This window comes from Gordonia sp. DT101 (assembly GCF_049844895.1).
In the GTDB taxonomy this organism is placed as follows: Bacteria; Actinomycetota; Actinomycetes; order Mycobacteriales; family Mycobacteriaceae; genus Gordonia.
The window spans coordinates 1248129-1274013 of the sequence record NZ_JBNCLX010000001.1; the positions used below are offsets into that span (position 1 = coordinate 1248129).

A 25885-nucleotide genomic window follows, 5' to 3' on the forward strand; every position below is an offset into this window, starting at 1 on the left:
GGGCAAGGAGTCACGGCGGATCAGTGCGATATGGATTGAGCTGTAGGTCTTTACCGACGGGAACCAACCCAGCGCCCGCATTCCGTAGCCGGATCGCGGCCCTCGGAACTTCACGAAGCCTTGGTCGCTGGCGTCAACGAGCTTCGCGGCCATGTCGTCGTGCAGGATGCTGCGCTTGTTCTGCGCGTCTCGGGCACGCCTGTACAGCGCCTAATTGACCAGCGTGGCCCGACCGTCCGCCATCAAGGAGTAGATAGTGCGACAACATCGGTCGGCTGGTCGACGGCCGACCTCTCGAACGGGTGGTCTGGCCGGTCGGCTGAGGTGGGTTCCTCGACACGACGCCTGCGAGGTCCACGCCACGGATCGGGGAGCAGCATCCCGGCCGCTGCCACCAAGAGCACCGAGATCAGCACATCACTGGGGCGGTGCCAGCCGGCCGCGACGAGCGAGACGCCGATCACCGCGGCCCAGCCTCCGAGCACGATGCCGATCAATGGGCGCAGCACCGGGGGAGTGGCAAGGATCAGCACCACGGCGACGGCAGTGACCGCCGCGGCGTGGCCGCTCGGTGCCGAATTGGCGGTCTCGGTGATCCAATCGTGGAGTTGCGGACGGGTCAGGACGTGGTCGCGCAGGATGCGGGCAACCAGGATGGCGGCCGGTGGAAACGAGAGCAATGCCACGGTCACGATCAGCGTGTGCCGGGCCTCGGCGCGCGAGCGGAACCGTCCGAGCTGGATCAGCACCACGACGGCGGCTGCGACCCCCAGCCACAGCAGCGGGTTGGAAACGATGTCGATCGTGACGATGGCCGGTACGTCGGCCTTCGGGATACGCCGACCGGCGTCCAGGAGCCACTGGTCGATGCGTTGGCCGGTCGGTGTCCGCACCGCGACCAGGAAGACGGCTGCGGCGGCCAGGACGAGTGCGGCCGCGACCATCACTGCGCGTGAGAGGGAGGGGGTGCGCCCAGTGACAGTCGCGGCCATGTGAGCAACGCTAGAGGGTGAGTCTGGGAGCGACCTGGACGAAACCTGAGGACCACCGATGTGCCGCGAAGATGTGCCGCGAACACTCCGACCGAACGGCCAGATCTGTGTACAGTTGTGCACCAGGGGGTGGGAGGAGCCTGTATGGACCTTTTGAAGTGGAGCAAGCGCCCGGCGGCCGACGTCGAGGCGAAGAAACCCGAGGTCAACATCGTGCGGGGCCTCATCGCCCGCGCGACCACGCCATTGTTGCCCGATGACTATCTGCACCTCATCAATCCGCTGTGGAGTGCGCGTGAATTGCGCGGCCGGGTCGTCCACGTCGAGCGTGAGACCGAGGATTCCGCGACGGTCACCATCCGCACCGGATGGGGTTTTCCTGAGTCGTACAAACCCGGCCAGTACGTGGGGATCGGGCTGCAGGTCGGCGGGCGCTGGCATTGGCGGTCCTATTCGCTGACCTCGATCGGTAGTTCGGACGATCGGAAGATCGCGATCACGGTGAAGGCGAATCCCGACGGGTTCCTGTCGACGCACCTCGTCGACGGTGTCAGTCCCGGGACGATCATCCGTCTCGCAGCGCCCAAGGGCGACTTCCATCTGCCCGAGCCGTTGCCCGACAGCATCCTGTTCCTCACCGCGGGCAGTGGTATCACGCCGGTCATGTCGATGCTCCGGTCCGTGAGCTCACGCGAGCAGCAGCCCGACATCGTGCACGTGCACTCGGCGCCCACCCGAGACGACGTCATCTTCCTCGAGGAACTCGAGGGCATGGACTCCGACCTGGTGTCTTACAGTCTGCAACTGCAGCTCACCCGCGAGCACGGTAAGTTCGAACTCGACCAGCTCGATGCCGAGGTCCCGGATTGGCGTGACCGTTCGTGCTGGGCCTGCGGGCCCGTGGCAATGCTCGATACCGTCGAGGAGCGCTATGCCGACGAGGGGCTCCGCGACCAGCTCCACATCGAGCGGTTCGCCATCGCACGGACCGATGTGGGTGGTGAAGGCGGGACGGTCACGTTCACCAAATCTGGTAAGACCACTGAGATCGACGGCGCCACCACACTTATGGAGGCAGGCGAAGGACTGGGAATCCAGATGCCGTTCGGCTGCCGGATGGGCATCTGCCAGACCTGCGTTGTTCCATTGGCCGGGGGCTACGTGCGCGACCTGCGCAGTGGCGATGAGCATCGTGAAGGAGATCGAATCCAGACATGTATCAGCACCGTGTCTGGAGAATGCACACTCGACCTGTAAAGGGGAGCAATGGCGATCACCGACATTGATCAATACGCACACCTGACCGACGCCGACGTCGAGGCATTGGGCGCAGAGCTCGATGCCATCCGGCGGGACATCGAGGAAGAACGCGGCGAGTCGGATGCCCGCTACATCCGGCGCTCGATCACCATCCAGCGCAGCCTCGCCGCCACCGGTCGTGTGGTGCTCATGTTCAGCAACCGCAAGCCGGCATGGGTGGCAGGAACCGCCATCCTCGGTCTGGCGAAGATCGTGGAGAACATGGAACTCGGGCACAACGTGATGCACGGGCAGTGGGACTGGATGAACGATCCGGAGGTCCATTCATCATCCTGGGAGTGGGACACCACGTGCCCGAGCGTGCAGTGGAAGCACTCCCACAACTTCGTCCATCACAAGTACACCAACATCGTCGGGATGGACGACGACGTGGGTTACGGGATTCTGCGGGTGACCCGCGACCAGCCGTGGGAGTGGTGGAACGTCGGGAACCCGTTCTATAACCTCACCCTCGGTACCTTCTTCGAATACGGTGTGGCGCTCCATCATCTGGAGACCGAGAAGCTCCGCAAGAAGGAGAAGTCCTACCGGCAGGCCTTCAAGGATCTGCGGATCATCGGTCGTAAGGTCGGTAAGCAGGCGGCCAAGGACTACCTGATCTTCCCGGTCCTTGCCGGTCCCAATTGGAAGTCGAACATCACCGCCAACTTCACCGCCAACATCATTCGCAACTACTGGTCGTACATGGTGATCTTCTGCGGTCACTTTCCGGACGGTGCCGAGAAGTTCACCGTCGAGGAGTACGAGAACGAGGACCAGCCGCGCTGGTATCTCCGACAGATGCTGGGATCGGCGAACTTTCGTGCCGGACCGCTGATGCGTTTCATGAGCGGCAACCTGAGCCACCAGATCGAACACCACCTGTTCCCCGATCTGCCGAGCAATCGGTACGAGGAGATCGGCGTTCGGGTGCGTGAACTGTGCGACAAGTACGACCTGCCGTATACGACGGGTTCCATTGTGCACCAGTATTTTCAGTCGTTCCGGACCATCGCCAAGCTCGCGCTGCCCAACGCGCTGTTGAAGGCAACGTCCGACGATGCGCCCGAGACTGCCTCGGAGTTGCGGTTCGCCGTGCGCGATGGTGTACAGAACCACTTCGGGGTCGATCCGGTGACCGGTCGGCGTCGGGGTCTACGCACTGCGATGCGGGAACTCAAGAACGCGCCGGTGCAGGCGGCGAGCTGATCGGGCGGCCGCCGTGTCAGGGCGGCCACCCGAGCAACAGTGCGCGCACACTTCTTTCACACTCACTTTTTTCACACTATGGAGTTGTCAAAGGACTGATGCGGTCCCGGCCGGATGAACCGTTGTTTGCCGGGTGCGAGAAATCAATTGCGCTGGGACGGTTGAGCGCTGAGCCTGTTGAGCGCTGGGCCAGTTGAGCGTCAGCCGGCCAGTGCGAGGTCGTCGGTGGTCAGCGCGCGTCTGTTGTAGGCACGCAGGGGTCTGCGTCTCGGGTCGACGGTCCGCGGTGGGATGAGCCATGGATGCTGGTCGGAACCGATGAACACCTCCCATCCGTGGTGATGCACATCCGCATGACACGACGGACAGAGCAGGCAGCCGTTCACGAGACATGTGTCCCCGCCGTCTGCCCAGTGACGGATGTGGTGGGCGTGGGTGCGGTCGGCAGGTGCGCCGCACTTGATGCAGCACTGGTCGCGAACGTAGAGGGCCTTGCGTAGGTGTGCCGGGAAGAATCGCTTCTCGCGGCTGATGTCGAGCGGCACCCGTTCGCCGTCGACGATGACGGTGGTGACCGACGTGTCACATGCAAGTGCGCGCATCGTGGCCTCGGTGACCGATCCCATGAGCGCCAACGACGACAACGTCGGAGCGTCGGCCGGCACTGTCAGCAGCACCTGGGTGCGCGGCGCGGACGCGGTGTCGCCACAGCGGGCGGCGATGTCGAGGAGCGTCTCCAGGGCGTCGGCCTGACGACGCTGGGTCGACCGCGCATCCGGTGAGCCGTCGGGTTCTGGCCGGGGCGCTGCCAGCTCGTCGATGGCCGCACGGAACTTCTCGCCGACCTCGACGTCGAGGTCGGCCCGCACCTGGAGTCGACCGTCATCGTCTTTGCCGTGATCGAGCGTGTTGAGCGCCCGATCTTCGGCCGCAGGGAGGCCGCCCTCGCTCGAAGCGGCGATCTGGTTGCCGAGTGTCCGTGCGCGATCCATGATCTCGGCGGGTGTGGCGCCGGAGAAGAACTGTCCGAGAAGATCTGTCACATGTTTATGACGCATCGCCCCATCGATCGGTTCCGGCGATCGTGTCGCGATGTGCTTCATGCCGCGCACGATCGCATCGGTGTGCTCGCCGGAGATGGCGCCGTCGGCAGCGTGCGCGTCCAGGGTCGGGAGTTGTGCCGCCCCGGCCGCGATGCGCAACAGTCGCTGCGCCGCCGACGGCGCAAATCCCATGACGATCAACAACTCTCGAGTGGTCCGTCCGTGATCTTTGGCGATTCCCAGGCGATCGAGTGCACCGGCGAGGACGGCTGCACGATGGTCGATCTGGTTGCGTGCCCTGATGGTCGACTGCATTGCCTCGAATTCGCCGCGACCGCTGAGTTCCGCATCAATACGCAGTTCGCCCAAGATGTCGGTGATGGTGAGATCCCCCGCTGCTCCCATGACCCCACACTACTCGCATGTATGTTCGAGTCAAGAACTAATAGTGGTTTAGCCCAACGACTTTCAGTACCAGCAGTGGACTGCAGTGGACTGCAGTGGACTGCAGTGGACTGCAGTGGACTGCAGTGGACTGCCGTGAACAGGAGTCACAGGAGTCACGCCTTCGGATCTGGCTCCCGACTTCTATGTTGGGGCGGCATCGTGTTCGAACCTACGGGTCGTAGCGTGCCGTAGGTGACCTCGGGGATGACTCGCTGGCTTCCTGCCACCCGTCCGGCCGGAGGGTTGGCTCTAAGAGGGTTCTGTTTCCTCGCGGTCACTGTTCGCTGCCTGGCTCAACACAGGAACGCCGCCCGTCCCTGGGTGGCTGGAAGTCGGAATGCCGGCAGCGGATTGCCACTGTCCACTGCTCGGAAGGCGCACCTCACAGTGATCGTGATCGGTATCGACCCGCACAAGTCCACCCACACCGCTACCGCGGTGAACTCGGCCAACAACCGGGATCTCGGATCTGTGCGGATCAGGTCATCGTTCGACGATTACGCACAGCTCATCACATGGTCCAAGGCGTGGCCGGATCGGATTTGGGCCGTGGAGAACGCTTCCGGGCTCGGGCACCATCTCACGCAGTGGTTGGTCAGCCGCGGTGAGGCGGTCGTCGATGTCCCATCGACGGCGACGGCCCGGGTGCGTCAACTCTCGCGTGGTGGCCGCCGCAAGAACGACCGCATCGATGCCGCTGCGGCGGCGTGTGTGGCATTCAGTCAGGGCGATTTTCGGCCGGTCGCCCCAGAAGGCCAAACCGGTGTCTTGCGAGTCCTCGACGAACGCCGGGTCGACCTGGTCAAGCAGAACGGGCGGCTCGTCAATCAGCTCCACGCGCTGCTGCGAGAGCTGTTCCCGGGCGGCATTGGACGTGATTTCGACACCGAAGACGCCGCCAAGCAGCTCAAAGCGTTCCGGCCCGAGACTCAGGCAGACGCGATGCGTAAGAACGTCGCCCTCGAGATAGTCGGCGACCTGCGGCGAATCCAGTTTCAGATTGACGACCTCAGCACCCGAGTCAAGACCGAGCTCGCTGCGAGTGGCACAAAGCTGATGAAGATTAATGGCGTCGGGATCGCGACTGCGGCAAGGATTCTCGCTCGGACCGGTGATCCGACCCGCTTCGCGAACGAGGCTGCATTCGCGAGCTACACCGGTACCGCTCCTGTCGAGGTCGCCAGTGCCGACAAACAACGTCACCGGCTCTCACGCTACGGCGATCGCACTCTGAACTCGGCGATCCACATCGTCGCCGTTACTCAAGCCAGAACACCCAGCAGCGACGGATACGCCTACCACCAGCGCAAGATGTCCGAAGGGAAGACCTCACGCGAGGCGATGCGCTGCCTCAAACGACAAGTGGCGAAACGGTTATGGCGCACAATGAGAGACGATCATTCAGCAGTCTCGCGCCCATGTAGTCAGGCAGCTCTTGGCAGTTCACGTACTGGTTGGCGCCGTTGATCCCGGAGACTTGGGGCCAACGGGTGAATTGGTGGTGGGAGTAGCCCTCGGTGGAGTAGATCTGTGCTTTGGCGCCAGTGATGGTGGCGTTCCCCCCGACCCTCGTTACAGGCTGTGTCGGGGACGGTGAATCACGCGGCGATGTAGTGGCTGTCGATGGCCTGATCGCTTTCGCCTCGGAAATCGTACTGGGGGGGGCGGTGCAGCCACACCAGATGGTGTACTGGCCCGAAACCGGGAGCAGTGGGCAGTTCGCGTCAGCGTCTCCCGGTCCTCATCGGTCAACACCAGTTCAATTTTTGGTCGCCCACCTGCTGTACCTCAGGGTTGTTTGCAAGAGTGACGCCGACCCGCAGTTGCCGCCGTGCCCTGTGCCCCCGGAGCCAGCAGCCGATCTGTGCATCGGTGAGCGACTCGGCGTCCAGGCGTGTGGCTATCTCAGGTTGATGACCGAATCCGCGGTCATCCTTGGCGCCGCCAACCAGGTCGTAAGAAGTCAATTCAATGAACTCGTGTGGTTTCTCGCGGTGGTGGTGCCGTCGGGGTTGTCCCCCGACGGCACCTCGCCCTGCCCACGTGTTGCACGTTTCTACCATCCGATGTGGATCAGGACGCCGAAGGTGAACAAGTAGCCGTAGACCACCGTCCCCACCACCAGTGACCACCCGAAAACTCTGAATAACGGCCACTTGGTGTGCAGCAGGATCGCGACCAGCACCGCGAGGAGCGGGGCCAGAACAAGCGCATTGATCATCCAATGGCCGACTTCTGGCACGGCCAGAAACGCGGTCCACCAGAGCGCTCCGGCAGGAAGGCCGCAGAGGCCTTGCACCAAGGCCCAGGCCATCTGCGGGGGACCCGTCGGAGTTGACCGGGCGTCAGTTTTCGAGTGGTCCATCCTGTCAGTCTTTCAAGACGATGAGATCGTTGCCATCTTCATTGTCCAGACCGACCAGGTCCGGAACGATACGGGCCTCGTGTGCATAGCGAAGACTCGTATCCTCGATGCCGGCGTGATTACCTTCGTTGCGCAGGCCGACCGCGCGTCCGGTCACGTTGTTGTACGCATCCATCGCGTTGGCCTGTGGGGTGCCGGGTGCGTCCTGCTCGTGGGCGTCGGCGATCTGTATCGCGAAGTCTTCGTTGGCCATCTCCGTGGTGTATGCCTGCCATAAGCAGTGCCGCGCCGCATCGGCTCGGTTGTCCCCCTGATCAGCACCGGGGAACTCCTGCAACGAGATCTTCTGAGCCATCGACTGCGCGGGGAAGGCGCGACGGCAGTCGTTCGGATTGGTGCCGCAGACCCATCGCTGCTGCGTGCCGATGCTCATGAAATCGTCGTAGCTGCTGGTGGCAGCTTCGAACAGAGAATCGACGGGCACGCGTGCAGTCTTGTCGAACTGGAACGTCACACTGCTCCCCGCGGTAACCGCACTGACATCGACCAGCGCGCCCGCAGAATCTGTCGCAATCGGGAGCCCAATGGCCGCGATAACGCTCGAGTCAGGGGCCAGCAGGTCCACGCGGCCACCGTCGGCCTGGAGTCGGAATCCGGCAGGTACCGGCAGAAGCATCGTGAAATCGCGCGGCGCCTGTGCTCCCAGGATGTCGATGCCAATCTCCGCGTAGATCTCGCTCCGCTTGAGGAGTGTGACGTCGAAGCCGTCGCCATGAAAGGTGACGCCGTCGGTGACCGCTTCCACCGTGAGCGTTCCCAGGCTGGGAAGACCGAATGACAGCCCGGCCGGGATCAGATCGGCGGTGAGTCGTGCCCCCGAGGAGTAGAGACGACCGTTCTGGAACTCCTGCTCCTCGACCGATGATCCGGCCGCCACGGTCGCATCAGAGACGGGGTAGCCGAGGTCGCTGCGTTCGTAGCCGGCCGCAGCCCACTGGTCGTAGATGGTGCCGATGACCGAATGTGCTCCCGTTGTCGGTGACCAGTAGATGGCGCCGTGCTGGAACGTTGAGTACCGTCCCGCGCCGTCCGGGGCGACGATCTCGTCGGAGGTCGGGAAGCCGAGCACGCCCGTTTCTGCACCCGTCGCCTTCCACTTGTCATTGATGAGGCTCTGGATGCTGTGCGCGCCGGTGCCAACTCCGCGACCGAAAGACGACGCTGTAGATACATGCCTCAGCGGGAGCCGCAGTCACCTGTACTGGAGCGGTGAGGGCTATGGGCCAGCAACGTGTGGAATGAAAGCGTCTAACGGATACGCCGCCGAGCATCTACGAGCCATGACCGGCATTGGGGCTTGCACTGAGTGGGCAGGTCGGGCCTGGCAAACAAGCGAAACAGAATGGGGGACAGTTGATTGACGGTCGTGGCTCAGCTGGACTCATCGCCTGGCAGATACGTAAGGCGGCACAAGGCTTACTTCCATCGGACAGATACAGGCGGCGAGGTGTAGGACAATGCTTCCCGGGCAGTACCCCATCGCCCACACCTCGCTCACCTGCGCCCAGCGAGCGTTCGAACAGAATCCCCATTGACAAACACACAGGAACCCTCAGAAACTCGCCGTCGGCGCACCCATCCCCGGATCGATCCGTACCGGCCCCTCCTTCGACGGAGCGATCGGGAAGTCGAAGATCGCCGTGGGGATGTAGACCGTCGCACACGAATTGGGGATGTCGACCACTCCGGAGAGCCGCCCTTCGATGGGCGCCGACCCGAGAAGGAGGTAGGCCTGCTCAGGGCTGTAGCCGAACTTGGTGAGGTAGTCGATCGCGTGTAGGCAGGCGCGCTGGTAGGAGAGATCCGAATCCAGGTAGCGTTGCTCACCGTCGAGGGTCACCGACGTACCGGAGAAGGCGATCCACTCCGAGTACTGCGGGTCGGTGTTGCCGGGCAGGAAGATGGCGTTCTCGGTGACACCGTAGGTCTCCATGCCGCCCTTGATCAGATCGACGTGGAGGTCCATGAAGCCGCCCATCTCGATGGCGCCGCAGAAGGTGATCTCACCGTCGCCCTGGGAGAAGTGCAAGTCGCCGAACGAGAGATTCGCACCGGGAACGAACACCGGATAGAACACCCGGGTGCCCTTGGTGAGATTCTTGATGTCCTGGTTCCCGCCGTTCTCCCTGGGCGGTGCGGTCCGGGCGGCTTCGCCTGCGACGCGGTCGAATTCGGCGCCGGACAAGGAACCGAGGACAGCGCCGTCCGGCTCGGGCGGCAGTGCGAGCGGCGGCACGCGGTCGGGATCGGTGGCGATCAGCGTCGCCTCACGTGCATTCCAGGTGCCCAGCAGTTCGGGCGACGGTGCCGTACCCATCAGGCCGGGATGCACTATGCCGGTGTACTTCACATGTGGGACATGCCTCGACGTGGTGCTCTGGCCGCTGAAGTCCCAGATGGCCTTGTAGGCGTCCGGGAATTGTTCGGTGAGGAATCCGCCGCCGTTGCGGGTGGCGAAGATTCCTGTGTAGCCCCAGCCCTGACCGGCAAGCGGGCCCGAATCCTCCTGCGGGATCGGCCCGACGTCGAGGATGTCGACGATCAGCAGATCACCTGGCTCTGCGCCCTCGATCGCGAACGGCCCGGACAGGGTGTGCACGTTGTTCAGTGGGGCGTTGAGAATGTCGTCTGCCGAGTCGTCGTTGTGGATGGCGCCGTCGAACCACTCGCGGCAATGTGCGCGGAAGGTGTCGCCCGGTTTGACGGTGACCGCAGGCGGGATGTCGGGATGCCAGCGGTTGTGGCCGACGATCTGTTGATCGGTGAAGCTCTTCGACGAATCCAGTGGGAACAACAACTCCGGCACAGCGACTCCCTCAACTTCCGACGACGGATCGGCTCGGGGATGAGTCTAGTGATGCAGGCCGGTATCGGCAGCGTCTACGACGCATCTGGTCGGCGACGTACGCCTAGGGTGAAAGCCATGCCGACCTACGTGTACCGATGCTCGGAGTTCTGCGATGACTTCACCGAGCAGCATTCGATGACGTCGATCTCGGATGAGTCGACGTGCCCGGAATGCGGACATGATGCGCGACGGGTGATAGGCGCCCCGGCGTTGGGCGCGGGCAATACGGCGGCGGTTCGTCTACAGGATGCGACCAGGTCGACTGCCGACTCACCGCAGGTGGTGTCGAGCGTCCCCGGTCGACGTCGCACGCCCACTCCGGTGTCGACGAACCCGTTGCACCGCAAGCTGCCGAGGCCGTGACGGCCGGGCCGACGCCGCCGGGACCTTGAATGTTCCCGGCCGTCGTTCGCTGAACCGAATTGGTTCCTCACGGGGTTCGGAGAGGATGATGCCGACCTAGATTCATCTCGACCCATCCATTCGCGAGAGTCGAGACAACATGCGATCTTCCAGAGCCATCACGGTGCTTATCGGCGCCTGTGTCACCGCTGTGGCCGCCGTTCTCATCGCCATTCTCCCACTGGCACATGCCGGTGCGGCTTCCACCAACGGCATGGGCGGCGGTGCGTCGTCGCAGTCGGGGAACAGCAAGAGTGGCCACAACAAGGCGACACCGTCACCGGGAAACCGGCGCGGCGAGGCGCACAAGATCAAACCTCGGCCGGCGCCGTCGAGCCCAGCGGCTCCCAAGAAGCCGTCGACGCCTCACAGGTCACCGGCGAAGCCGGATCGCGATCCGCACAAGTACTCCCCGAAGACCAAGGCGCCGAATACTTCTGACCATGGCGCGAGAAGTGGGAACAAGCGGAAGGGCGCCGACCGCCCGTCGGGTCCGTCCGAGAATCGCGGCCCGAACAAGAGCACGCCGAACACCTTCGCTCGTCCGGACTCGTCGCCGGATCGGAGTTCGCACGGACGTCCAGGCACGAGCGGCCGCACCGAGGATCGCACGCCGGACCGGGACGATCCGCCTGCGACACCACTCGACAGTCCGGGTATGGACGGTGTCGACAACGATCACGACGGCATCGTCGACAACGAGAATCCGTTCGTCGAGCTTCCGCCCGTCGAGATCCCGATGCCCCGGGGCGGCGGTCTCCCGCTGCCAGGCATGAAGCCGCCGGCCCCGAAGGTACCGGCAGAGCCCGCACCTGCCCCGGCGCCCAAGGCCCCCGAATCCGCTCCGGCCAGACCGGCCCAGCCGCCTGCCGCCCAGCCGCCCGCCGCCCAGAAGCCCGCCCCCGCGCCGGCGAAGTTGCGACCATGGCAGCAGGGCGCCCCTCGCCCGCCGCAGGTTCCGGAGGGCTACGTCGCGGGACCCGCGCGGAACGGAAAGGGAGTCGTGTGGCGTCCGCCGGGTTCCCAGGGCGACGAGAACTCGATCCGGATCATGGAGCCGACCCCGCAACACCCGAACGGGTACGTTCGGTACTACAACAAGTACGGACAACCAGTCGACCAGCAGATGAAGCCGACCGGCCCGGACCTGACCCACCACGATCTCGGACCGGATGGTCAGTTCCCGTCGGTCCCCAGCGGATGGCCACAGAAATGACGAGCATCACCGACCGGCCTCAGACGATCTCCGAGGTGGTGATCGAGCCGTACCGAATCGTCATCCGCACCGACCTCGACTGGACCATCGTGCTCGAGGTCTATGACGCGATCCGCTCGGGGGAGGGCGCGGTCATCCCGCCGGACGAAGTGCCCAGCACTCTCGAATCGTTGACCGGCAGGTCCGTCGGCAGAATGACGGTGGATGATCCGGGGACGTTGTCACTGACCTTCGACGACGGATCGCGAGTCGACATCGGCGGCGACCCGACCGGCCGATACGAGGCGTGGTCCGTCGTCGCCCCCGACGGGGTCCGGGCCGTCGCGATGCCCGACGGCGAGGTGGCGTTCTGGGATCCACCGCCGGCACCGCAGTGACAGCGTGAACGGGCGGCCGGCATTGTGGGGCCGACCGAGAGGCCTGGCACGGATCGGTCAGGTGGTGTGCTCGCGGCCCGACGACTCGGGCCTGCGGCGGTTCTGGGCTTCGTCGAGGGCACGCAGTGCGGTCCCGAGGCACCTGATGACGTGTCGCCATTCGCGGGCCTCCTCGGCCCGGCGCTCGGCCGCGTCCGGATCACCGAGCTGTCGGGAAGCCTTCTCGTCTGCCCGGCACCGATTGGACCGTTGGGCGCAGTGACGCAGGTAGCCGAGGATGGTGGTCTCGTCGTATCGACACAAAGCGGCGATGGTCATACCGTCCGGCTCCGATCGATCGTCGACCAGGTCCAGCACGCCGTCGAGGCCGGCCGGCGTCCCGCCTGACTCGGCAAGCACGGGTCGCGGTCGTGCCCTGCTGCAGCGCAGTGCGATCTCGGTCGCAGAGTCTCGGATGAAAGAGTCCCAGATCTCCAGTCCGGCAGTGAGGTTGGCCGGATGGAAGGCCGAGCACTCGATGCGGTGCGACGCGTGGACCCGGCCATCCTCGACCGACAGGCAGATGCCGGGCCACTGGCGTCCGTTGGTGGCGACGAAATCCGCAGCGCCGGAGGCCGGCACGTGATCGGAGAGGATCGTGTAGCACTCGATCGCTGCGACGTCGTGAATCGCGCGTAGCCACGACTTGACCGGATCGGTCGGGAGTGGGATCTCGCCGTGCCGGTCGACGTGGACGCGGACACCGGTGAGTCCTTCGAGGGCGTCGATCACCAGGCTCAGCAACTGGGTCGAGTCGTGGGCGAGGGTGGCGAGTTCGATGGCGGGCTCGTCGGGGACGGTCTCATCCGAGGACGCCTGAAGGAATGCCGGATGCACGACATCCCACACCTCGCGCAATGCTGTCGCCACGATCGCGGAGATGACGTCGACCTGGCGTTTGCCGGTATCGACGACGAGGTCGCCGCCGGCGCCCCGCAACGACCGCATGCCGAGGTCTCGCAGAACGCGCATCCGCGCGGGACGTCGTTCGTCGTCGCCAAGTGTGGGCGCGTGGACGCGACATCGGTACCTACGGGATGCGGTGAGGGAGCACGTCATCAGGGGATGGGCCGCGCTGTTGCCGTCGACGGGAATCGCCGACACGACCAATTCCTCCCCGGCCGGTAGGCCCGCGAGGTGATCGGCGAGGTCGATCCGGTACCGGCGCCATGCGGCCTCGAGGTCGTCGTCGAAGTCGGCGAGAGTCATGGCGAACCCCTCTCGATCGCTGGACGCGATGCTGGAGTCGAAAAGCGTGTTACCGCAGCTGATCTGGCTGGATCGGCGGGGCAGCACCGAGGCCGTGAGGAGCTCGGTGCTGCACCCGATCGGTCCGCGATCAGGCGGCGGGAGGTGTGAGGACGGTGTCGATCAGGTAGACGGTGGCGTTGGCGGTCTTCACGCCGCCGCACACCACGCCGGCCGAATCGTTCACCTTCATGTCGTTGCCCGAACCCGAGACGGTGAGGGACTTACCCTCGACGGTCTTGTGTTCGCCACCGACCTGATCCGGAGTCATCTGGCCCGGAACCACATGGTACGTAAGGATGTCGGTCAACATCGCGGAGTCGGTCTTGAGCTTGTCGAGTGTTGCCGGCGGCAGCTTCGCGAACGCGTCGTCGGTGGGGGCGAAGACGGTGTACTGCCCGTTGTTGAGCGTGTCCACGAGGTTCACGTCCGGGTTCAGCTGCCCGGAGACCGCCTGGGTGAGGGTCTTCAGCATCGGGTTCGCGGCCGCTGCCGTGGCGACGGGGGCCATCGCCATACCGTCGACCGATGCCGGGCCCGTCGGATTCTGTTGCGCGTAGGTGGCACAACCGGAGCCGACCATCGCTGCCGGTGCGGCGGAGGCGCTTTCGCCGGACATACCGCTCATCGGTGCCATGCTGGACGCGGTCGAGTCAGATGTCGTGGAGCTGTCATCCGACGAGCATCCTGCCACGAGGCCGATTGCCAGAACGGCGCCCGATGCCGCCAGCACTGCGCGCTGCATTCCTTTGATCGCCATGATCGATCCAATCTGTCGATGGTGGACCCACCGCCCGGCAGGTCTCATCGAGTCATTCGCTGGCCACGTGATTCCGGATGGGTGTGAGTTTTGCGATTGCGTCGGAATCCCGCTCGCCTGTGCTGACCCCGTGAGACCAATCCGGGCGTCCGACTCCGCCGAATAGCAGATGTCTATGGACGGACAACAGGTCCCGACAGGCTTGTTGTACGAGGAGGATGCTCATGCGCACCAGTACCGAAAAGTATGTGCGCGGGGGCTTATCCGGGCTCGTCGCCGTCGGCTGCGGAGTTGCGTCGGGTGAACTCGTCGCGCTGGCGGTCTCGGCATTCGCGTCGCCCTATCAGGCCGTGGCCGCGTTCATGGTCGACCACTCGCCCGCCTTCGCGCGGGAATTCGCCATCCAGACCTTCGGGACCAACGACAAGCAGGCGCTGATGCTCGGCATGGTCGCGGTGATCGCCCTGCTCGCGGTGGTCGCCGGCATCCTGCAGGTCCGTCGCCCGCCGCTGGGTCTCGTGGTGGTCGTGCTCTTCGCGGCTTTCGGTGTGCTTGCTGCGGTGACCCGTCCGACATTCGAGCCGTCGTACGTCCTCCCCCCGCTCGTGTCGGGCGTTGTGTCGGGCCTCGTGTTGGTGGTGTTGTGCCGCGGTGCGCGGCCCCGTTCGGATGGTTCCGCCGAATCCGCGGACAGCCCTGATCGGAGTCCTGATGGGGCGGGTTGGTCGCGCCGACAGTTCGGCGGTGCGGTGGGGGTGCTCGCGGTGGCCTCGGCTGCTTCGGTCCTCGTCGCCCGACAGGTGGCACGCACGGGTGGCGTGATCGCGGAACGGATGCGCGAAGTGTTGCCGAAGGCATCCTCGGAGGCCGCTCCGATCCCGGCGGGTACCGATGTGGCGGTCGATGGCGTGACCCCGTTCGTCACGGGGAACGGGACGTTCTACCGGATCGACACCGCGCTGCAGGTGCCACAGCTGAGCACCCGTGATTGGCAATTGCGGATCCACGGGATGGTCGATCGGGAGATCACGCTCTCGTGGGACGACCTGATGTCGATGCCGACGATGGAGCGCATCATCACACTGTCCTGCGTGTCCAACGAGGTGGGCGGCGATCTCGCGGGCAATGCGCGATGGCTCGGCTTCCCGATGCGCGAGATCCTCGATCGCGCGGGCGTGCAATCCGGCGCCGACATGCTCCTGTCCACCAGCATCGACGGCTGGACGTCCGGAACGCCGCTGCAGGCGATCACGGACGGCCGGGACGCGATGCTCGCCATCGGTATGAACGGTGAGCCGTTACCTCTCGAACACGGTTATCCGGTTAGGCAGGTGATCCCGGGACTCTACGGGTTCGTGTCGGCATGCAAGTGGGTTGTCGATTGGGAGATCACCAGATTCGATCGTGCACAGGCATATTGGACGAAACGCGGCTGGGGGGTGCGGGCACCGATCAAGACCGCGTCGCGCATCGACCGTCCGGCGCCACTGTCGAAACAACCCGCCGGGCGGGTGGTGGTGGCAGGCACCGCATGGGCGCAACATCGCGGCGTGCGTGGCGTGGAGGTGCGCGTCGACGACGGCCCATGGCAGCCCGCCACTCTGGCGACCGAGTACTCCGTCGACACCTGGCGCCAGTGGACCTGGGACTGGGATGCCACGCCGGGCCAGCACACGCTGCACTGCCGTGCAACGGACGCGGCCGGCCGTACCCAACCCGAACAGCGGGTGGCACCGATCCCCGACGGCGCGACCGGCTGGCACAGTCGGGTGTTCCGGATCGAGGGGTGAGTCAGGCCGGCGCAGGCGCCCGGCCGAACACCATCGAGTCCTCGACATCGTCGAGGCGATGGTCGATCGCGTCCCGGTAGTAGTTGTGGCGGACCGCCCAGTGTCCTCGGGTGCCCGACTTGGGGAGGGCGTCGGGTGAGCGCTCGACGTAACCCGCCTTGAGGTCCCACAGTGGCTTGGACCCCATCGATTCCGATCCCAGATGTGGATAGGCATGGGTGTAGCCGTGAGACTTCATGTACCGCAACAGCTTCGCCACCGCCCGTGCTGTCATGTCCGCGCGTAGGGTCCAGGACGCGTTGGTGTAACCGACCGACCACGCGAGGTTGGGGACATCCTCCAGTAGATGGCTCTTGAAGACGAAGCGGTCATGTGGCTTGATCTCGGCGTCGTCGACGCGAATCCGGATGCCACCGAACGCCAGGAGCTGCAGCCCGGTGGCCGTCACCACGAGATCGGCATCGAGGTGCCGCCCTGACTGTAGGGTGACCCCGCCCGCGTCGAACCGATCGATCTGATCGGTCACCATCTCCACACGGCCGGTGGTGATCTCGGCGAACAGATCGCCGTCAGGGACCATGCACATGCGCTGATCCCAGGGGTCGTAGCGGGGATTGAAATGCACGTCGACCGGATAGTTGTCGGGGAGTTCCTTGGCGACTCCGGAACGCAGGAGCTTGCGACCCACCTTGGGGAACCGGTGCATCCCGTGCACCATGGCAGCAGTCTGCGCCGCGTAGCGGGCGCGGATGACCTTGTGGGCGGCCTTGGCCGGCAAGACCTTCCGGATCAACGGGTTGATTCGCTGCTGCTGCGACATCGATGCGATGTACGACGGCGACCGCTGCAGCATCGTGACGTGCTCGGCGGTGCGTGCCAACGACGGGATGAGGCTCACCGCGGTGGCGCCGCTCCCGATCACGACGATCCGTTTGCCGGAGTGGTCCAGGTCCTCCGGCCACTGCTGTGGATGTACGACGTTTCCGGCGAAGTCGTCGAGCCCGGCGAACCGCGGTTGGTAGGGATCGTCGTAGTCGTAATAGCCGGTGGCGAAATAGACGAACCGACATCGGTAGGTCTGTTCTGTGCCGTCCGCCGAGGTGGCGATCGTCCAGGAGTCGGTGCTCGAGTCCCAGTCGGCGGAACGGACGTGCTGCCCGAACCGGATGTGCTCGGCGATCCCGTGCCTGGCCGCCGTCGCGGTGACATAGTCACGGATGTCCGAGCCCTGGGCGAGGGCTTCGGGTCGACGCCACGGCTCGAACGGGAAGCTCAGGGTGAAGATGTCGCTGTCCGAGCGTATGCCGGGATAGCGGAACAGATCCCAGGTGCCGCCGATGTGGTCGCGACGCTCCAGGACCAGGTAGCGGGTGGTTGGGTCCGACTCGGTCAAACGGTACGCGGCGTCGATGCCGGAGAGCCCGGCGCCGATGATGATGACGTCGTACAGCTCGGCGCCGTCGGCGCGCGATCCAACGCCGGATGTGTCGGGCTCGTTCACCGGGACCTCCTCGTCGAGTTCCGCATTCATGGCGGAACGATCACGGACCGTGTTGATCACGAACGTGGGCAAGCACGTTCGCGACCACCGTTGTGCGCTGTCGGCCGCAGCCCGTCGACGGGGGTCCGTTGAGGTAACCGTAGTTCTTCGAAGCCCGGTTGTGCGGAGAAGTCGCGAAGGTTTCTCGGCCGGGCATCGGTTGCCCACGCTCCGCTGGTGGGCGCGGCGTTACGCGTCAGGCATGGTGAACAGCGCGCCCATCGTCGACTGCCCGTCCAGGGCCTCGCGGATGATGTCGGCGTGACCCGAGTGATGCGCGGTCTCGCGAAGCTTGTGCAGCATCATCTTCCGGATCGTCCACCACTCGCGCTCCGGCTGCCATGGAGCGGTCGGCTGCGGGATCAGCTCGTCGAGGCCGCCGACCTCCGCGACATATTCGTCGAGTTCGGCCGCCGCGCGGTCGTACTCGTCGAGCCAGCCCGCGAGGGTCTCGCCGTCGGCGAGATCGTAGGCGTTCTCGGCCTCGGTCATGTCGAACTCGGCCGTCTCGTCGCGTTCGCGCAACTCCTCGAGCGTGTTCTGCTCACCCAGCGCGAGGTGCTTGACCAGACCGCCGAGGGTCAGCTCGCTCACCGTGGTCCGCTTGCGGGCCTGCTCCTCGGTGATTCCCCGGACGGTGACCTTGAAGAGCGCCCGCTGATCGGCGAGCAGAGTGAGCAGATCTTCTTTCTCACCGATGACGGTGAACGGGAGTGCGACAGAGGTGTAGGTGCCGGCCATGATGGTGCCTCTCGTTGTCGGTGCTTGCGCTGTGGTGCTGGGGACAACGTTATGGACAATTGCGGACAGGTTCGGTCCGCGATGTTTCGAGTCGGTTGGAATACTTGGTCGGCGGGATCTCGATACGCGCCCTCGCTGCGCTCGGGGGCTACTCGATCGGCGGGAGGGGGCGCGCTGCGCCCGGGGGCTACTCGATCGGCAGGAACGGCCGCTGCCGATATCGCCGGTCGAGTAACCGCGAACGGAGTGAGCGGTGTATCGAGACCACTGGTTCACTCCTGCTTGCGGAGGATGAATCGCTGGATCTTGCCACTCGGCGTCTTGGGCAACGCATCGACGAAGTGCACGGTCCGCGGATAGGCGTGCGCCGCGAATCCGGTCTTCACGAGCTGCTGCAGTTCCTTCTCCAGGTCATCGGTCCCGGAGACTCCTTCCGCGAGTACCACAAAGGCCTCGAGGACCTCACCGCGCAGTTCGTCGGGGCGGCCGACGACGGCCACATCCATCACCGAGGGATGCGTGATCAGCACACTCTCCACGTCGAAGGGGCCGATCCGGTAGCCCGCCATGATGATCACGTCGTCATCGCGGGCGGTGAAGAAATAGCGACCGTTCTCGTCCATCCGGCCGGTGTCACCCGTGAGGTACCACGTCTTGTCGTCGGTGAAACGCGCGGCGGTCTTGTCCGGCGCATCGAGATAACCGGTGAACCACATCAGCGGACTCCGCGCCACGTCGATGGCGATCTGGCCGTCGACGATGCCTGCCGCGAAGCCCGGCATGGGCTTGCCCATCGAGCCGGGAATCAGCGGTTCGGCGACGTCGGGGTGCCAGTGATTGTTGATGAACATGCCATGTTCGGTCTGCCCGTAGTGATCACGGACCTCGGTGTTCAGTGCGGTCTTCGCCCACTCGATCACATCGGGGGTCAGCGGCTCACCCGCCGATGACGCGCGCCGCAGGGTGAAGCCGGTGAACGACGGGTCCTTCGACAGCGACCGGTACACCGTGGGTGCGGCAGCGAAGTTGGTGACGCCCAGTTCCCGGATGGTGCGCGCGGTCAGCTCAGGTGAGAAACCGGCGTGCAGCAACAGGTTTCGACGACCGAGCGACAACGGGCCGAGCACGCCGTAATAGAGCCCGTAGGCCCAGCCGGGATCGGCGGCGTTCCAGAACACGTCGTCGGCGGCGACGTCGAGGCCGTAGTGCATGTAGCAGGCGAACGACGCGAGCGCGCGTACCGACACCGGGACGCCCTTGGGTGCGCCGGTGGTGCCGCTGGTGAACAGCAGGATGAGCGCGTCGTCGCCGCCGACGGCCACCGATTCGGCGATGGGCGCGCTGGTGGCGACGAGATCGTCGAACTGTTCACCGGCGACGATCGTGCTGATGCCGTCCACGCCGTCGAGCTTCGAGGCCTGACTCGGCTCGGTGATCACCACGCGTGCCTCGCCGGCCGTCAGGCGCATCTCGATGGCCGGCGGTGCAAAGGCGGTGAACAGCGGGATGTAGACGGCGCCCAGTCGCGCGATGGCGAGCAACGCGACGACCAGTTCAGCGCGCTTGCCCATCAGGACTCCGACGGTGTCCCCGCGACCGATGCCCGCCTCGGAGAGCGCGGTGGCGAATCGCTTGGAGGAATCGGCGAGTTCGCCATAGGTGAGGTCGACGGTGACCAGATCGTCGCCGTCGACCTCGATGGTGGTGAAGGCGATGGCGGCCGGGTCGTGGCGATCCACCAGGAGTTCGGCGGCGTTCGCGTCGTCGGCGCCGAAGGTGGTGAGCCAGGCGTCGATGGTCGCGGTGACCGAGGCGTGGTCGGCGGGGGTGGGAGCGGTCTGCGTCATGGTGAACCTCTGTCGGTGCCGGGGGCGGAACGAGCGGGCCGGATCGGATCCGGCCCACGGGTAAGCTAGGTCACATTGTCCCGGTGGTGGCGCATTCCGAACACCCCCCGAAGAGGGGTCGCGCCGAGATCGCGGGTTGACGCCGAGACGCCTGGAGGCTGCCATGAGCGAATCGACGCTGGTCACAGATGCGCTGCGCCGCGTCCGCCGAACCAGCGGGGTATCGCTCGCGTTTGCCGGCATGGTCAAACCCGCGGTCGGGACCCGACAACGGAGTGTGCGACTCGAGCATTTCGTCGGGAACACCATCGGCGCGTTGGCCGGGGTGTCGGTGGACGTCGGGCACGGTCTCGGCGGCAAGGTCGTCAGCGTGAGCCGCCCGGTCGCCGTCGACGACTATCTGCGCACCCCGAACATCACCCATCGCTACAACACGATCATCGCGACCGAGGGACTCCGTGCGATGGCCGCGGCACCGGTGATCGTCGACCGCACGCCCGTCGCGGTTCTGTACGGTGCGCTGCACACCGACGACCCGATCGGAAACCGCACGCTCGACGTCCTGGCGATGGAGGCGCGTGCACTCGAACAGCAGATCGTCGCGACCCGTGCCGCCGTGGAATCGGAGGCAGCCGCCCCGGAGATGGGTGCACTGCGCGACCGGATCACCGACGCGTATGCCCGGCTGCGGGTGCTGGCACAAGCCGTCGACGACCCGGCGTTCACGCGGGAACTCGACCTGATCACCGAATCGCTGATCGGCTCGTCGGGAGGCCCGGGAGTCGCGCTCACGCGCAGAGAGCAGGATGTGCTGTCGTTGGCGGCTCTCGGCTACAGCAATGCGCGGATCGCCGAGAGCCTCGGCGTCGGTGTGCAGACCGCCAAGGGTTACATGAAAGACGCGATGCGCAAACTCGGTGCGTCGACGCGGTTGGAGGCGGTCGTCATCGCTCGCCGCGCAGGTCTGCTGCCCGGCTGACGAACACCGTGGTCACCGGATTCAGTGATTCCGCAACGCCTCGATGAGCTGGTCCTTGTTCAGGTCCGAGTAACCCGTGAGATCGAGTTCTTTTGCGCGTTTTCGCAATTCATCGACGGTCCAGTCCTCGTAGGAGCCGGACTCGCCACCTTTCTCGCCGACCTTTGATCGGGATTGGTTGGCGGCGGCGTTCGCGATCCGGGCGGATTTCTCCTTGGAGTTGCCTTCGTCGCGCAACTTCTCGTACAGCTCGTCGTCCTTGACGGAAGGTCCGGGGTCGCGTTCTGGCATGGCTGCCTCCTCTGATCATCGAAACTGAGCTTCGAAATCTCGTGGTCTCGTCTGTCTTCTCAACCGAGGGCCTGTTTTCGAGGCTACGCCGGTGGGGCGGAAATTTGACGAATCACCGCACGCCCGGTGGCAGTTCGCCTCAGCGGAACATGGAGTCTCCCAGTGCGACAAAGAAGGACGAGACGGGAGCGCCCCCGCCGCTCAGTGCAGACAACGCAACCGCTCGCGGCCGGCACATGCTGTCTGGTGAGAATCGATATCGAAAGGCCGGGTTGGTGCCCGAAGCGCCGGTTTCGTTCTAGGGTTGGGAGACAGCCGAAGCGGAGAGGGACGACACATGGGCAAGAAGCAGAAGTTGATCGGGCGCCTCGAGAAAGAAGTCGAAAGGCTGCAGCAGGAACTGTCCCGCGTGGAGAAGGAAGCCAAGAAGCGGCTGAAGAAGGCCGACAGCGATGTCGCCTCTCTGCGCACCGAGGTCTTGAGATTGATCGGCCAGCGCGGGTCCGCGAAGCCGGCCGTCACGGAGAAACCGGCCCCGCGGCCTGCCGTGGTGCCGGAGGCGGTGACCAAGCCGTCGACCCCGGCGAAATCTGCGCCCAAGCCCGCTCCCGCCAAGCCTGCCACCGCCAAGCCCGCTCCCGCCAAGCCTGCCACCGCCAAGCCCGCGGCCAAGGCCCCCGCACAATCGACGCCCCGAGCACGTCGGAGCGGCCCGACTGTCGCCGAGCTACGCACCCAGGCCAAGGAGAAGGGCGTCAAGGGCTATTCGTCGATGACCAAGGCGCAACTGCTCGACGCGCTCAACTGAGGCCTGGCGTACGTATCGACTGGACACTTGTCTAGGCTGCGTGCGAGGGAATCTGAACGCCGACGAGCTCAATCTCGAAACTAAACAACGTCCACTCTGAGTGGAGCGGGTGTTGCCTCGTCGTTAGGCTGATGCCGACGTTCGATCACATCGTGAACGCAGTCGTGGAAGGAAAGCAGCGCATGTCGCAGACCGTCAAGGGAGTCATCTCTCGCAGCAAGGGGGCGCCGACCGAACTGGTCGACGTGGTGATCCCGGATCCGGGTGCGCGGGATGTGGTGGTGGCGATCAAGGCGTGCGGGGTGTGCCACACCGACCTCGCCTACAAGCAGGGTGGCATCAACGACGAATACCCCTTCCTCCTCGGTCATGAGGCCGCGGGAGTGGTGGAGTCGGTCGGTTCCGACGTCACGCACGTCGAGGTGGGCGACTTCGTGGTGCTCAACTGGCGCGCAGTGTGCGGTCAGTGCCGGGCGTGTAAGCGTGGTCGGCCGTGGTACTGCTTCGACACCTTCAACGCGAGCGTTCCGATGACGTTGACCGACGGCACCGAACTGACCCCCGCGCTCGGGATCGGGGCGTTCGCCGACAAGACCCTGATTCACGAATTGCAGTGCACCAAGGTCAATCCCGAGACCGATCCCGCCGTCGCGGGACTGCTCGGGTGTGGCGTGATGGCAGGCCTGGGTGCGGCGATGAACACCGGCAACGTGGTCCGCGGCGACTCGGTCGCGGTGATCGGTTGCGGCGGTGTGGGTGACGCGGCGATCGCGGGTGCGCGGCTGGCCGGGGCCACGACGATCATCGCGATCGACCGGGACCCGACCAAGCTGGAGTGGGCGAAGGATCTGGGCGCGACCCATACCGTCAACGGTGCCGAGGTCGATGACGTGATCACCGCGGTTCAGGATCTGACCGATGGCAACGGGGTGGATCTGGTCATCGACGCGGTCGGCCGCCCGGAGACCTACAAGCAGGCGTTCTACGCGCGAGACCTGGCGGGCACCGTGGTGCTGGTCGGGGTGCCGACACCGGAGATGAAGCTCGAGTTGCCGCTGATCGACTTCTTCTCCCGCGGTGGTGCATTGAAGTCGTCGTGGTATGGCGACTGCCTGCCCGAGCGTGACTTCCCGATGCTCATCGATCTCTATGAGCAGGGCCGGTTGCCGCTGGACAAATTCGTCACCGAGCGCGTCGGCCTGGGCGATGTGGAGGCCGCGTTCTCGGCGATGGAGGCGGGCAAGGTGCTGCGGTCGGTGGTGGAGGTGAAGGCATGAGTGACTTGCGCATCGACAATGTCGTCACCTCGGGTACGTTCTCGCTCGACGGTGGCACCTGGGACGTCGACAACAACATCTGGGTGGTGGGCAACGACGACGAGGTGATCATCATCGACGCCGCACACAGTGCCGCGCCGATCCTCGAGACGGTCGGTGACCGAACCGTGAAGGCGATCGTGCTCACCCATGGCCACAACGACCACATCACCGTCGCGCCCGAGCTCTCGAAGGAGACGGGCGCCCCGATCTTGCTGCACCCGGGCGACGACATGCTGTGGAACGAGACTCACCCGGACGTGACCCATCAGGACCTCGAAGACGGCCAACAGATCGAGGTCGCCGGCACGACGCTGACGGTGATCAACACACCGGGACACTCACCCGGCTCGTCGGTGATCTACGCGCCGGAGGCCGGCGTGCTGTTCTCCGGTGACACCCTGTTCCAGGGCGGTCCCGGAGCGACGGGGCGGAGCTACTCGAGTTTTCCGACGATCATCGCGTCCATCCAGGAGAAGATCTTCACGCTCGATCCGGAGACCAAGGTCCACACCGGCCATGGTGACGGCACCACGGTCGGCGCGGAATCGCCGCATCTCGAGGAGTGGATCAAGCGGGGAAGCTGACCGGCACTGTTCGTCGTTCCGATCTGTTCATCCGAGCACGACACAATCGACACCTCAGCGGGCCTTCATGACGTCATTCGTCTCGGAGGCCCGCTGTGGTGTCATCTGTGCGGGTAACGTCATCGCGGATGAAGCTGTCCCGTGTCGTCGAGGCATCGAGCGCCGTCACCGTCACTCGGTCTCGTAAGAAGAAGACCGAAGTGCTCGGCGCGCTGCTCGCGGACACATCGGCCGACGAGATCCCCACCGTCGTCGCTTGGCTGTCCGGGGTGATCCCGCAGGGGCGCCTCGGCGTGGGATGGCGCTCGTTGGTCGCGTTGGAACTCTCGCCGGCGACCGACCCGACGCTTACCGTGGCCGGTGTGGACGACCTGCTCACGCGGCTGTCCACCGCAACGGGACCGGGATCGGTCGCCCGTCGGCGCGCATTGCTGGAGGAATTGTTCGGCTCGGCAACCGAATCCGAGCAAGATCTGCTCCGCAGGTTGATGACCGGTGAACTCCGGCAGGGGGCGCTGGCGGGGGTGATGGTGGACGCGATCGCGTCGGCGTCCGGGCAGCCGCTCGATCTGGTCCGCCGTGCCCACATGCTCACCGGATCGCTCTCGGAGACAGCGGCGCTCGCGGTCCACGGTGGCGCGCAGGCACTGGCCGATGTCGGCCTGCAGGTGGGTCGCGCGGTGGCTCCGATGCTCGCCACCCCGGCCGATTCACTCGCCGACGCGGTGACATCGCTCGGCCCGGATCTGGTGGTCGATTTCAAGCTCGACGGTGCGCGTATCCAGGTCCATCGTTGTGGCGACGAGATCTCGGTGTACACCCGCACCCTGCGTGACATCACTGATGCGGTACCCGATCTGGTCGCGGTGGTTCGCGAATTGCCCTGTGACACCGCGATCCTCGACGGTGAGACACTCACACTCGACGCCGACGGTCGTCCGCGCCCCTTCCAGGACACCATGAGCAGGTTCGGTTCGGCTGGTGAGCTCAGCGACGATCCCGCCGGCGTACTGCGCCCGTTCTTCTTCGACTGTCTGCATCTCGACGGTGTCGACCTCATCGATCGGCCACTGAGTGACCGGCTGGCAGCGCTGACGTCGGTCGCACCGGGACTGCGCATCCCCTCGGTGACCGATCCGACCGTCGAAGAGGCACAGCAGCATTTCGATGCCGCCCTCGCCGCCGGCCACGAGGGTGTGATGGTGAAGTCGCTGGCCGGACAGTATGCGGCCGGCCGGCGCGGAAAAGGTTGGCAGAAGGTCAAACCTGTGCACACCTTCGATCTCGTGGTGCTCGCCGCCGAATGGGGTTCCGGACGGCGCAGCGGCTTCCTCTCCAATCTGCATCTCGGGGCGCGTGATCCGGTTGGCGGCCCGCCGGTCATGGTGGGCAAGACCTTCAAAGGTCTCACCGATGCGCTGCTGCAATGGCAAACCGACGAGTTCCCGCGCCACGAAACCCGCCGCGACTCCTACACGGTGTATCTGCGCCCGGAACTCGTCGTCGAGATCGAACTCGATGGTGTGCAACGTAGTTCGCGCTATCCAGGTGGCGTGGCCCTGAGATTCGCGCGCGTCGTGCGCTACCGGCCCGACAAGACGGCGGCCGAGGCGGACACCATCGACGCGATCCGCGCGAAGTTGCCGTGACCCTTCGAGGCTCGCTTCGCTCGCACCTCAGG

The 25885-nt window shown here is 65.1% G+C and carries 23 protein-coding genes; 12 read left to right on the forward strand and 11 right to left on the reverse strand.

The window, feature by feature from the left end:
* Positions 1–242: 242 nt before the first annotated feature.
* Positions 243–992 (reverse strand): phosphatase PAP2 family protein, encoded by a 750-nt coding sequence (locus tag ACLQ3I_RS05945; RefSeq protein ID WP_425800555.1) that lies wholly within the window; start codon positions 990–992, stop codon positions 243–245.
* A gap of 144 nt (positions 993–1136) precedes the next feature.
* Here ACLQ3I_RS05945 and ACLQ3I_RS05950 point away from each other — a divergent pair, with 144 nt between their 5' ends.
* Both ACLQ3I_RS05950 and ACLQ3I_RS05955 read left to right on the forward strand, forming a co-directional pair.
* The gene (locus ACLQ3I_RS05950) at positions 1137–2249 is read left to right on the forward strand and encodes a ferredoxin reductase (RefSeq protein WP_425793442.1); all 1113 of its coding nucleotides are present in this window, start codon (positions 1137–1139) and stop codon (positions 2247–2249) included.
* Between the two features lie 9 nt (positions 2250–2258).
* Positions 2259–3500: a fatty acid desaturase family protein gene (locus ACLQ3I_RS05955; protein WP_425793443.1), complete on the forward strand. Its 1242-nt coding sequence runs from the start codon at positions 2259–2261 to the stop codon at positions 3498–3500.
* Between the two features lie 200 nt (positions 3501–3700).
* On the opposite strand, the gene ACLQ3I_RS05960 is transcribed toward ACLQ3I_RS05955, so the two are convergent.
* Positions 3701–4948, reverse strand: a complete 1248-nt coding sequence (locus tag ACLQ3I_RS05960) for a DUF222 domain-containing protein (RefSeq protein WP_425800557.1) — start codon at positions 4946–4948, stop codon at positions 3701–3703.
* 429 nt (positions 4949–5377) lie between these two features.
* On the opposite strand from ACLQ3I_RS05960, the gene ACLQ3I_RS05965 reads away from it, so the two are divergent.
* Positions 5378–6457 (forward strand): IS110 family transposase, encoded by a 1080-nt coding sequence (locus tag ACLQ3I_RS05965; RefSeq protein ID WP_425800744.1) that lies wholly within the window; start codon positions 5378–5380, stop codon positions 6455–6457.
* 589 nt (positions 6458–7046) lie between these two features.
* Here ACLQ3I_RS05965 and ACLQ3I_RS05970 read toward each other — a convergent pair.
* From ACLQ3I_RS05970 to fmdA, 3 genes are all read right to left on the reverse strand, one after another.
* The gene (locus ACLQ3I_RS05970; RefSeq protein WP_425793446.1) at positions 7047–7304 is read right to left on the reverse strand and encodes a hypothetical protein; all 258 of its coding nucleotides are present in this window, start codon (positions 7302–7304) and stop codon (positions 7047–7049) included.
* A 55-nt stretch (positions 7305–7359) separates the two neighbouring features.
* Positions 7360–8484, reverse strand: a complete 1125-nt coding sequence (locus tag ACLQ3I_RS05975; protein ID WP_425800559.1) for an LGFP repeat-containing protein — start codon at positions 8482–8484, stop codon at positions 7360–7362.
* A gap of 483 nt (positions 8485–8967) precedes the next feature.
* Complete coding sequence (gene fmdA / locus ACLQ3I_RS05980; protein WP_425793448.1) at positions 8968–10221, reverse strand: formamidase; 1254 nt, start codon at positions 10219–10221, stop codon at positions 8968–8970.
* A gap of 117 nt (positions 10222–10338) precedes the next feature.
* On the opposite strand from fmdA, the gene ACLQ3I_RS05985 reads away from it, so the two are divergent.
* From ACLQ3I_RS05985 to ACLQ3I_RS05995, 3 genes are all read left to right on the forward strand, one after another.
* Entirely contained in the window at positions 10339–10626 is a 288-nt protein-coding gene (locus ACLQ3I_RS05985) for an FmdB family zinc ribbon protein (protein ID WP_425800561.1), read from the forward strand.
* A 139-nt stretch (positions 10627–10765) separates the two neighbouring features.
* Positions 10766–11881 (forward strand): hypothetical protein, encoded by a 1116-nt coding sequence (locus ACLQ3I_RS05990; RefSeq protein WP_425800563.1) that lies wholly within the window; start codon positions 10766–10768, stop codon positions 11879–11881.
* Positions 11878–12258 carry a DUF6188 family protein gene (locus ACLQ3I_RS05995; RefSeq protein WP_425800565.1) on the forward strand — a complete coding sequence of 127 codons (381 nt, stop codon included), beginning with the start codon at positions 11878–11880 and terminating at the stop codon, positions 12256–12258. Before ACLQ3I_RS05990 ends, ACLQ3I_RS05995 begins: the two co-directional genes overlap by 4 nt.
* Before the next feature lie 57 nt (positions 12259–12315).
* Here ACLQ3I_RS05995 and ACLQ3I_RS06000 read toward each other — a convergent pair whose 3' ends face one another.
* Both ACLQ3I_RS06000 and ACLQ3I_RS06005 read right to left on the reverse strand, forming a co-directional pair.
* Positions 12316–13506: a TY-Chap domain-containing protein gene (locus ACLQ3I_RS06000; protein WP_425800567.1), complete on the reverse strand. Its 1191-nt coding sequence runs from the start codon at positions 13504–13506 to the stop codon at positions 12316–12318.
* Between the two features lie 130 nt (positions 13507–13636).
* Positions 13637–14305, reverse strand: coding sequence for a fasciclin domain-containing protein (locus ACLQ3I_RS06005; RefSeq protein WP_425793452.1), 669 nt, complete (start codon positions 14303–14305; stop codon positions 13637–13639).
* A gap of 224 nt (positions 14306–14529) precedes the next feature.
* Between ACLQ3I_RS06005 and ACLQ3I_RS06010 the strand changes: the two genes are divergently transcribed.
* A complete protein-coding gene (locus ACLQ3I_RS06010) occupies positions 14530–16095 on the forward strand; it encodes a molybdopterin-dependent oxidoreductase (RefSeq protein ID WP_425800569.1) in 1566 nt (521 codons plus the stop codon).
* A 1-nt stretch (position 16096) separates the two neighbouring features.
* Here ACLQ3I_RS06010 and ACLQ3I_RS06015 read toward each other — a convergent pair whose 3' ends face one another.
* The 3 genes from ACLQ3I_RS06015 to ACLQ3I_RS06025 form a co-directional block, all read right to left on the reverse strand.
* Entirely contained in the window at positions 16097–17626 is a 1530-nt protein-coding gene (locus tag ACLQ3I_RS06015) for a flavin-containing monooxygenase (RefSeq protein ID WP_425793454.1), read from the reverse strand.
* 198 nt (positions 17627–17824) lie between these two features.
* Complete coding sequence (locus tag ACLQ3I_RS06020) at positions 17825–18376, reverse strand: DinB family protein (RefSeq protein WP_425800571.1); 552 nt, start codon at positions 18374–18376, stop codon at positions 17825–17827.
* 272 nt (positions 18377–18648) lie between these two features.
* Positions 18649–20223: an AMP-binding protein gene (locus tag ACLQ3I_RS06025; protein WP_425800573.1), complete on the reverse strand. Its 1575-nt coding sequence runs from the start codon at positions 20221–20223 to the stop codon at positions 18649–18651.
* Between the two features lie 163 nt (positions 20224–20386).
* Between ACLQ3I_RS06025 and ACLQ3I_RS06030 the strand changes: the two genes are divergently transcribed.
* Positions 20387–21202 (forward strand): LuxR C-terminal-related transcriptional regulator, encoded by an 816-nt coding sequence (locus ACLQ3I_RS06030; RefSeq protein ID WP_425794769.1) that lies wholly within the window; start codon positions 20387–20389, stop codon positions 21200–21202.
* 21 nt (positions 21203–21223) lie between these two features.
* Here the strand turns inward: ACLQ3I_RS06030 and ACLQ3I_RS06035 are convergent, their stop codons facing one another.
* Complete coding sequence (locus ACLQ3I_RS06035) at positions 21224–21493, reverse strand: DUF7218 family protein (RefSeq protein ID WP_425800575.1); 270 nt, start codon at positions 21491–21493, stop codon at positions 21224–21226.
* A gap of 337 nt (positions 21494–21830) precedes the next feature.
* Between ACLQ3I_RS06035 and ACLQ3I_RS06040 the strand changes: the two genes are divergently transcribed.
* The 4 genes from ACLQ3I_RS06040 (at position 21831) to ACLQ3I_RS06055 (ending at position 25853) form a co-directional block, all read left to right on the forward strand.
* Positions 21831–22301 (forward strand): Rho termination factor N-terminal domain-containing protein, encoded by a 471-nt coding sequence (locus ACLQ3I_RS06040; protein ID WP_425800577.1) that lies wholly within the window; start codon positions 21831–21833, stop codon positions 22299–22301.
* A gap of 182 nt (positions 22302–22483) precedes the next feature.
* On the forward strand, positions 22484–23578 hold the full coding sequence (locus tag ACLQ3I_RS06045) for an S-(hydroxymethyl)mycothiol dehydrogenase (RefSeq protein WP_425794766.1): 1095 nt from the start codon (positions 22484–22486) through the stop codon (positions 23576–23578).
* Positions 23575–24204 (forward strand): MBL fold metallo-hydrolase, encoded by a 630-nt coding sequence (locus ACLQ3I_RS06050; RefSeq protein ID WP_425800579.1) that lies wholly within the window; start codon positions 23575–23577, stop codon positions 24202–24204. The genes ACLQ3I_RS06045 and ACLQ3I_RS06050 overlap by 4 nt, the downstream gene beginning before the upstream one ends.
* 128 nt (positions 24205–24332) lie before the next feature.
* Entirely contained in the window at positions 24333–25853 is a 1521-nt protein-coding gene (locus ACLQ3I_RS06055) for an ATP-dependent DNA ligase (RefSeq protein WP_425800581.1), read from the forward strand.
* Positions 25854–25885: the final 32 nt, after the last annotated feature.